Consider the following 7,971-nt stretch of genomic DNA (forward strand, 5'->3'; position numbering starts at 1 on the left):
GTCAGCGGCAGACCGGAACCACGACGACCCACGGGCGGTCCCAGCCGGCCACGCGGAGCCGGCCGGTCTCGAACGCCTCCCGGGTGACGGTCACCGGGCCGCCGTGGGAGGGGTCGTAGAGGCGCAGGCGCCGCTCGTCGATGTCGAGCACGAGCACCACGTGGCGGGGGAGCCAGCGGTTGCCGACGTAGAGGGCGGACGGGCCGGCCGCGGCGTGGAGCGTGGACCACCGGGCGCGGCGGACGCGGTGGCGGACGCCGGTGACCAGCGCGAGCTCGCGGGCCACCGCCCACGGGGGCGTGCCGAGGGAGCGTGGCCAGGGCAGCTGCAGACGGCCGTCCCGGGAGCGGGGACCGGTCACCCGGCGGTGCAGCGCGAGCACCTCGGCGGCGAAGGACCGCCCGGCCGTCGCGGCGTACTCCTCGTCGGCGAGCATGCGCACCGCCACCAGCACCGATGCCCCGCACGAGAGCCGGTCGGGCTGGCGCAGCGCCGCGCCCCAGGGGAGGGTCACGGCTCGGCGGTGAGCCGGCGCACGTCGGCGCAGGCCTCGTCGGGGGTCATCGGCACGCATCCCTTGGCGACCGCGTCGGCGACGACCTCACGCTGGGCGCGCATGAGGGCGATGCCGCGGCGGACCAGCACCAGCGGCGGCTTGCGATGCTCGCGCAGGTCGCGCTGGAGCCGGAGCCAGAAGGTGCGCAGGGGGGAGCGGCGGATGCAGTAGGCCGCGGCGAGCAGCCCCGCCTCGCGCGCCGGCCGGACGACGTCAGGGGCGAAGATGCCCTCGGCGACGAAGAACCGCGACCCCTCGAGGTCGAGCGTCTGCCACCCGCAGCGGCCGTCGTGCGCGATGTCGTAGACCGGCACCTCGGCGCGGCCCTCCTCGCACAGCACGCGCATCGTGGCGAGGGCGTCGTCGGGCAGCCAGGAGTCGGGGTGGTCCCAGTCGACCATGCCGGCGTTCGCGCCGTGCTCGATGCGGGGGAGCGTCGGGTCGCCGCCGGACTTGTAGAAGTCGTCGAGGCGCAGCACCGGCAGCCCCATCCGCTCCGCCAGGCGGGACTTGCCCGACCCCGAGGGGCCGGCGAGGACGATCACCCGGGCGCGCACCGGGGCATTCTGCCGTGGCCCGCCCCGATCCCCTCAGCCGGCGCCTCAGTCGACCTCGACCCGGTCCGCGACGACGCGGGCACGGCCACGTCGGAGCTTGAGGACCTTGGAGTACGCCGCCACGAACTGGCGGTAGCCCCGCGCCGGCCCGTGGTAGGTCAGGAACCCCTTCGGGCCGTCGACCATCTTCCCAGTGCTGACGTCGTACCTGCTCTGGTGCCAGGGGCAGACCAGGCAGCCGTCGGCGTCGATGTGCCCCTTGCTGAGGTCGGCGAGCTGGTGCCGGCAACGCCGCGAGACCGCGAACGGCTCGCCCGTGCGCTCCGTGGGGTCCTGGGTGTCGGTCGTGCGGCGGAGGCCGACCACCCACTGCCCGACGAGGCGGACCTTGCCGCCAGCGAGCTCGGCCAGGGGGACGCTGGGGCGCTTGTCGTCGCTCATGCCCGGCCGGTACCCACCCCGACCGACTCGACTGACCCGGAGTGACGACTCGGTGGGGAGGGGGTCAGTAGCCGGCGGAGCCGGTGGGCCGGTCGCCGTCGGAGGAGAGGAGCGCGCGGCTGCCGGAGACGCCGAGGCGGGTGGCGCCGGCGGCGATCATGGCGCGGGCCTGGTCGAGGGTGCGCACGCCGCCGGAAGCCTTGACCTGCAGGTCGGGGACCGTCTGGGCCATCAGTCGCACGGCGTGCTCGGAGGCGCCGCCGGAGGGGTGGAACCCGGTCGAGGTCTTCACGAAGTCGGCACCGGCCGCGGCGGCCGCCCGGCAGACGCCGACGATCTCGTCGTCGGTCAGTGCGGCGGACTCGATGATGACCTTCAGCACGGTGGGCGCGGGCGCCGCGGCGCGGACGGCGGCGATGTCGGCTTCGACGGCGTCGTACCGGCCCTCCTTCGCGGCGCCGACGTCGATGACCATGTCGATCTCGTCGGCGCCGAGAGCGACCGACTCAGCGGCCTCGGCGGCCTTGACCGCGGAGGTGTGCTTGCCGCTGGGGAAGCCGCAGACGACGGCCACCTTCAGGTCGCTGCCCTCGGGGACGGCGACGGGGAGCATCGAGGGGGAGACGCAGACGGAGTACGTCCCGAGCTCGACGGCCTCGGCCACCAGCGCCTCGACGTCGGCGTGGGTGGCCTCCGGCTTCAGCAGCGTGTGGTCGATGGCCCGGGCGACCTGGGTGATGGAGGGTTCGCTCACCGCCTCAGCATAGGCTCGACGTCGTGCTCGCCAGGACGGCGGGCGGAGCGGATCAAGGAGGAGCAACCGGTGGTCGAGGCAGCACCCGACGAGGTCGCCGAGCGCTTCCGACCCACCAACGGACGCGGCGTCGGCATCCTCGCGCTCGTCGCCGCCGTCGGCACGTTGGTCCTCGGCATCGTCGACGACTTCCCGGCACCGGTGGTCGCCGGCGCGTTCCTCGTCGCGGTGCTCGCCTGGGCCGCGCTGCTCAAGCCCCGGGTCAGGGTCGCCGACCGGCGGCTCGTGCTGGTCAACATGCTGGAGACCGTCTCCATCCCGCTCGCCGCCGTCGAGGAGGTCGTCGTGCGGCAGGTGCTGGCCGTGCGCGTGGGGGACAAGCGGTACGTCTCGCCCGCCATCGGCCACACCCTGCGCGCCACGCTCGCCTCGACCCGGCCGCCCAAGCGCGACCCCCGCCGCGGTGACGTCCTCGCGACGCCCCAGGCGCCGTCGTACCCCGACCTCGTCGAGAACCGGATCGACCAGCTCGTCACGGAGGAGCGCAAGCGGCTCGACGTCCGCCGCGGATCGCCGGAGGTCGCCGCGCTCAGCGCAGAGGTGCGGCGCACGCCGGCCTGGGTCGAGATCGGCCTGCTCGTCGTGGGCGTCGTCGCCCTCGTCGTGACCGTGCTCCTCTGAGCGCGTAGGTCGATTTCCCTCAGCGCATCGACTCGCGGAACGTCCGAAGCAGTGCGACGAGCGCCGTCGGGTCCAGCAGCCGGTGGCAGAACTGACGTCGGTCAACGAGAGAACCGAGCACGACGCAACCCGGCGGCCCCGGACGGTCGGGGCCCTCGGTCACCAGTCCCGGTCGACCGGTCCGCTCTCCGTCACGGGGGTCGCTGCGGCCTGCCGGCCGGCCAGGTCGAGCACCGCGGTCGACGGCGTCCACACCATGCTGGTCGCGGTGCTGCTGGTCCGCACCGACGCGCCGCTTGTCTGTGACCCCAGGACGATCGTCACCCGGGTCACCGGGACCCCGTCGACGGTGACCGTGGCAGCCGTCATCGTGGCCGCGAACTGCACGGTGCGGGACGACTTGACGTAGTCCTCCCTGAGGTCGACGGAGCCGAGCTCCACGGGGCTGCCGTTGCGCAGGACGTCGAGCGTGTCGCCCCGGTTGCCGCGGCCGAGGAGGTTGCCGTCCCGCACGCGGACGGTCACGCCGATCGCCGAACCCGTCCAGCCCGGGGTGATCGTCGCGGTCCGCACGTCGCCGCTGTAGGTGAGCAGCAGGCTGTCGCCCCGCTCGATCCGGCCCAGCGTCTGGCCACCCTGGAGGGTCTGCACGTCGAGGGCGCGCAGGGGGCTGTTGTCGACCCGGCGGGCGGCGACGGTCGCTGACGTCGTGGTGCGTCCGGCACGGTCGAGGAGCACGGCGCGCAGGTCGTAGGAGCCGCTGGGCACGGTGGTCGTGTCCCACGAGCAGGAGTACGGCGCCGTCGTGTCGGTGCAGAGGTCGGTCCAGGTCGTCGTCCCGGCCACGGCTCGTTGGATGCGCACCGAGACCACGCCCGAGGGGGAGTACGCCGCGGCGCTGACCTGGACGGTGCCGCCGAGGTAGGCGCCGGGGTCGGCCACCGAGACGGAGGCGACACGGTTGTCGACGGTGCGGTTGGCCATGACGGAGGACGTGGTCGTGCCGCCGGCGACGTCGGTCGCGACGGCGCGGAAGGAGTAGCTGCCGTCGAGCAGCGAGGTGGTGTCGAACCGGCAGGCGTACGGCGCGTCGGTGACCGTGCAGGCGTCGCGCCAGGCCGTCGTGCCGGCGACGGCGTGCTGGACCACGACCCGGTCGATGCCCGAGTGCGCGTCGGCGGCGCTGGCGGAGAGGGTCACGACACCGCGGAGCGGCGACCCGGGGTCCTGCATGACGACGGACGGAGCGACGTTGTCGACGTACACCGCCTCCACCACCGGGGAGGTCATCGTCGCGGAGCCGGACACGAGCACGGCGCGGAGGTCGTACTCCTGGTTGGTGAGGCCGGTGGTCGACCAGCTGCAGGTGTACGGCGCAGCGGTGGTCGTGCAGATGGTGCGCCACGTCGTGGTGTCGGCCGGCGCGTAGTCGATGCGGACCGTCGTGCCCGGGGCGGGCGTGCCGGTGACGGTCGCGGTCAGCGCGACGGTCCCGCGGACCGCCTCGGACGGGTCGTCCAGCGTGACGGACGTGACGATCGTCGAGGCGACGGTCCACGTGCTGCCCGTCGTCGACGTGGTCGAGGTGAACGAGGCGTTCGCGCTCCCCGACCACACGAGGGCCGGAAGGAGCGCCACGGCGAGGACGGGGAGCAGCGAGCGGGCCAGGGCCGGTGCCTCCGGGACCAGCCGGGGGCGGTGCGGGGCGCGGCGGGCACGCGGTGTCCGCGGCGGCCGCGGCGGCCGGCGTCGCCGGGCAGTGGGCGCAGCGGGGTCGCGCGTGGGCCTGCGCCGCGCCAGGGCGAACGCCGCGCAGGTCAGCAGCGCCCAGCCGGCGAGCGGCACGAAGTCGCGGTCGGCCGACCAGACGAACGGCTTGCCGACGAACGGCACGAGCAGCATCGCCCGCGACTGCAGGTGCTCGCGCCGGACCGGGGTGGTGTCGATGTCGCGGTTGGCGTCCCCGGCCGTGGCCCATTCGCCGCCGTCGAGGTCGGAGACCACCCGGTGGACGAGCAGCTGCTCGTGGTCGGTCACGGCCGGGTTCGCAAAGACCATGACTCGGCCGAGGGGCACGTCCTCGAGGTCGGTGAACGGCCGGGCGACGACGACGTCACCGACGGTGATGCCGGGCTCCATCGAGCCCGTTCGGATGACGTGGGAGCTCCAGCTCCACAGGAGCGGGAGGGTGGCGATCACGGCCAGGGTGAGCAGCACGGCGCGGTAGGCGCGGGCGGCGAAGAGCACGGCGAGACCGCCCCAAGCCGTCGTGAGGCCCGCGGCGCTCGTGCGGTCGTCGGTGCTCCCGTCCGGGGGGTCGTCGGGGGAGTCGCCCGGGGGTCCGGCGGGGGTGCCGCTGGGGTCGGGGGAGGAGGGTCCGTGGACGTCGGCCGTGGTGGTGTCGGCCACGGTCCCTCCTTCCGAGTGTGCGCGGAGGCGCGGTGGATCGGTCGTGCTGGTGGTCAGCCGGTTCAGCTGTCGTTGCTGCGCAGCTCCCACTGGAAGTCGATACCGGTCTTCGCGCCCTGGAGCTGGTCGACCTGCGCCTGCGTCAGCGTGGCGGTGTCGAACTTCCAGGTGATCTGGTAGGTCCGCGAGTGCGTGCCGGCCGGGACGTCCCAGCCGCCCAGGGCGTCGTCGTACGCGCTGAACTGCGCGAGCTGGGCGAGGCTGGTGCCGGCCGGGATCACGGACTGCGCCGCGACGAAGCCGTCGCACGAGCCGAAGCCGCCGCCGTCGCCGGAGGTCACCTCGACCTTGATGTGGTTCTCCAGGCCCTGCGCCGAGACCACGGGGTTCACCGCGTAGCCCTGGACGGTGCCGGGCACGGTGGCGTTCGCCGTGACCTTGATGCACTTGGTATCGGTCTGCATGGGGACCATGCCGGCGACCTGGAAGCGCGCGCTGCCGTTGTCGTCGTCGGTCAGCGCGACCGCGCCGGTCGACCACTCGTTGCCGGAGTTGCGGGTCGTGCCGCTGAACGCGGCGTACGACGACTGCCAGACCAGACCCGCGGCGGCCAGCACGGCGAGCGGGGTGGCGGCCGCGGCGACGATCTTGCCGGTGCGGGGAGTGGGGGTGCGCATGAGGAGCTGCTCCTGAGGCTGTGGGGGTTGTCCAGACCACCCTGCGGCTCCGGCAGCAGCCCTGTCCTGGGCTCCGGCCGCGGATGACCCCTCCGAGCGACAGGTGCGACCGACCGGCGCTCCCCCTGGCCCAGGTGGGCCATGTGGCCTGGCCCACCTGGGCCGGTGCGGCACTGGGGCGAACGGCGGAGGTGGCCGGGGGAGCGCGTCAGATGCCCGCCGCGGCCTTGATGCCGCTGCGCAGGGCGTCGAGCCGGCCGACGGCGTGGATGCGGGCGGCGTCGACACCGTCCTCGGGGGCGACGGGCACGACCACCTCGAGGTAGCACTTCAGCTTCGGCTCCGTCCCGCTGGGGCGTACGACGACGCGCGCGCCACCGGCGAGGGAGTAGCGCAGTCCCTCGGTCGGGGGAAGGTCGGCCGAGCCGGTGGCGAGGTCGTCGACCCGCTCGACGGCGAGCCCGCCCAGCTCGGCCGGCGGGGTGGTGCGCAGCCGCTCCATCGCGGCGCCGATCTCGGCGAGGTCGGTGACCCGGACCGACAGCTGGTCGGTCGCGTGCAGCCCGTGCTCGAGCGCGATGTCGTCGAGCAGGTCGACGAGGCCGCGGCCCTCGGCCTTCGCGCGAGCGGCGAGCTCGCAGAGCAGCAGCAGCGCGGAGACACCGTCCTTGTCCTTGACGTGCTCGGGGTCGACGCAGTAGCCGAGCGCCTCCTCGTAGCCGAACGCGAGTCCCTCGACCCGGCCGATCCACTTGAAGCCGGTGAGCGTCTCGGCGTAGGGCTGGCCGTGCGCCGCCGCCATCTTGCCGAGCAGCGAGGAGGAGACGATCGAGGTGGCGTACGTGCCCTGCTTGCCGGCCGTCAGCAGCGCGTGGGCCAGCAGCGCGCCGACCTCGTCGCCGCGCAGCATCCGCCAGCCGTGCGGCCCGGGGACGGCCGCGGCGCAGCGGTCGGCGTCGGGGTCGTTGGCGACGACGAGGTCGGCGCCGTGCTGCTCGGCGAGCGCCATCGCGAGGTCCATCGCCCCGGGCTCCTCGGGGTTGGGGAAGGCGACGGTCGGGAAGTCCGGGTCGGGGTGCTCCTGCTCGGCGACGACCCGCGGCTCGGAGAAGCCGGCCGACTCCAGCACCTGCGCGACCGCGGTGCCGCCGACGCCGTGCAGCGGCGTGTAGACGATGTCGAGGTCGCGGGGGCCGTCGGCAGCGAGGCCCGCGATGGTGTCGAGGTACCGGTCGAGGATGCTCTCGTCGAGCACGGTGCCTCCGCCGCCGCGCGGCACGTCGGCGACCGGGCCGACGGCCGCGATCCGGGCGGCGATCTCCTCGTCGGCGGGCGGCACGATCTGGCTGCCGTCGCCGAGGTAGACCTTGTAGCCGTTGTCCTGGGGCGGGTTGTGGCTGGCGGTCACCATCACGCCGGCCGAGCAGCCGAGCTCGCGGATCGCGTACGCGAGGAGCGGGGTCGGCAGCGGCCGCGGCAGCACGTGCGCGACCAGGCCGGCGCCGGTCACGACCTCCGCGGTGTCGCGGGCGTAGACGTCGCTGTCGTGCCGGGCGTCGTACCCGATGACGACGGGGCCGGTGGCGCCGGTGTCCTTGAGGTACGCCACGAGGCCGGCCGCCGCGCGGGTGACGACGACCCGGTTCATCCGGTTCGGGCCGGCGCCGATCGCGCCGCGCAGGCCGGCCGTGCCGAACTCCAGCGTCCCGGCGAACCGGTCGGCCAGGTCGGCCTCCGCCGCCGCGTCGCCGGCCTCGACCCGGGCCAGGACCTGCTCGAGCTCCTTGCGCGTGCGCGGGTCGGGGTCCTCGGCGATCCAGGCGCGGGCGGCGTCGAGCAGGGCGGGAACGGCGGTGTTCGTCACCGGGCCACCCTACGAGCCGCCGACGCCGCCAC

Annotated in this window: 8 protein-coding genes; 1 reads left to right on the plus strand and 7 read right to left on the minus strand. The window is 74.4% G+C overall.

Going from position 1 to position 7,971, the window contains the following annotated elements:
- Position 1 precedes the first annotated feature (1 nt).
- The 4 genes from G6553_RS09150 to deoC all read right to left on the minus strand — a co-directional run bounded on the left by G6553_RS09150 (position 2) and on the right by deoC (position 2,308).
- The gene (locus G6553_RS09150; protein ID WP_166191291.1) at positions 2 to 514 is read right to left on the minus strand and encodes a hypothetical protein; all 513 of its coding nucleotides are present in this window, start codon (positions 512 to 514) and stop codon (positions 2 to 4) included.
- Positions 511 to 1,113, minus strand: a complete 603-nt coding sequence (locus G6553_RS09155; RefSeq protein ID WP_166191293.1) for an ATP-binding protein — start codon at positions 1,111 to 1,113, stop codon at positions 511 to 513. The genes G6553_RS09150 and G6553_RS09155 overlap by 4 nt, the downstream gene beginning before the upstream one ends.
- Before the next feature lie 45 nt (positions 1,114 to 1,158).
- Positions 1,159 to 1,554, minus strand: a complete 396-nt coding sequence (locus tag G6553_RS09160) for a Rieske (2Fe-2S) protein (RefSeq protein WP_166191295.1) — start codon at positions 1,552 to 1,554, stop codon at positions 1,159 to 1,161.
- Between the two features lie 64 nt (positions 1,555 to 1,618).
- Positions 1,619 to 2,308 carry a deoxyribose-phosphate aldolase gene (deoC, locus tag G6553_RS09165; protein WP_166191297.1) on the minus strand — a complete coding sequence of 230 codons (690 nt, stop codon included), beginning with the start codon at positions 2,306 to 2,308 and terminating at the stop codon, positions 1,619 to 1,621.
- Between the two features lie 69 nt (positions 2,309 to 2,377).
- Here deoC and G6553_RS09170 point away from each other — a divergent pair, with 69 nt between their 5' ends.
- The gene (locus tag G6553_RS09170; protein ID WP_166191299.1) at positions 2,378 to 2,989 is read left to right on the plus strand and encodes a cytochrome d ubiquinol oxidase subunit II; all 612 of its coding nucleotides are present in this window, start codon (positions 2,378 to 2,380) and stop codon (positions 2,987 to 2,989) included.
- 159 nt (positions 2,990 to 3,148) lie between these two features.
- On the opposite strand, the gene G6553_RS21720 is transcribed toward G6553_RS09170, so the two are convergent.
- The 3 genes from G6553_RS21720 to G6553_RS09185 form a co-directional block, all read right to left on the minus strand.
- A complete protein-coding gene (locus G6553_RS21720; protein WP_166191301.1) occupies positions 3,149 to 5,398 on the minus strand; it encodes an Ig-like domain-containing protein in 2,250 nt (749 codons plus the stop codon).
- A 62-nt stretch (positions 5,399 to 5,460) separates the two neighbouring features.
- A complete protein-coding gene (locus tag G6553_RS09180; protein ID WP_166191303.1) occupies positions 5,461 to 6,075 on the minus strand; it encodes a hypothetical protein in 615 nt (204 codons plus the stop codon).
- 208 nt (positions 6,076 to 6,283) lie between these two features.
- Positions 6,284 to 7,939 (minus strand): phospho-sugar mutase, encoded by a 1,656-nt coding sequence (locus G6553_RS09185; RefSeq protein WP_166191305.1) that lies wholly within the window; start codon positions 7,937 to 7,939, stop codon positions 6,284 to 6,286.
- Between the last annotated feature and the right edge of the window lie 32 nt (positions 7,940 to 7,971).

This window comes from Nocardioides sp. IC4_145 (assembly GCF_011250565.1).
Classification (GTDB): Bacteria; Actinomycetota; Actinomycetes; order Propionibacteriales; family Nocardioidaceae; genus Nocardioides.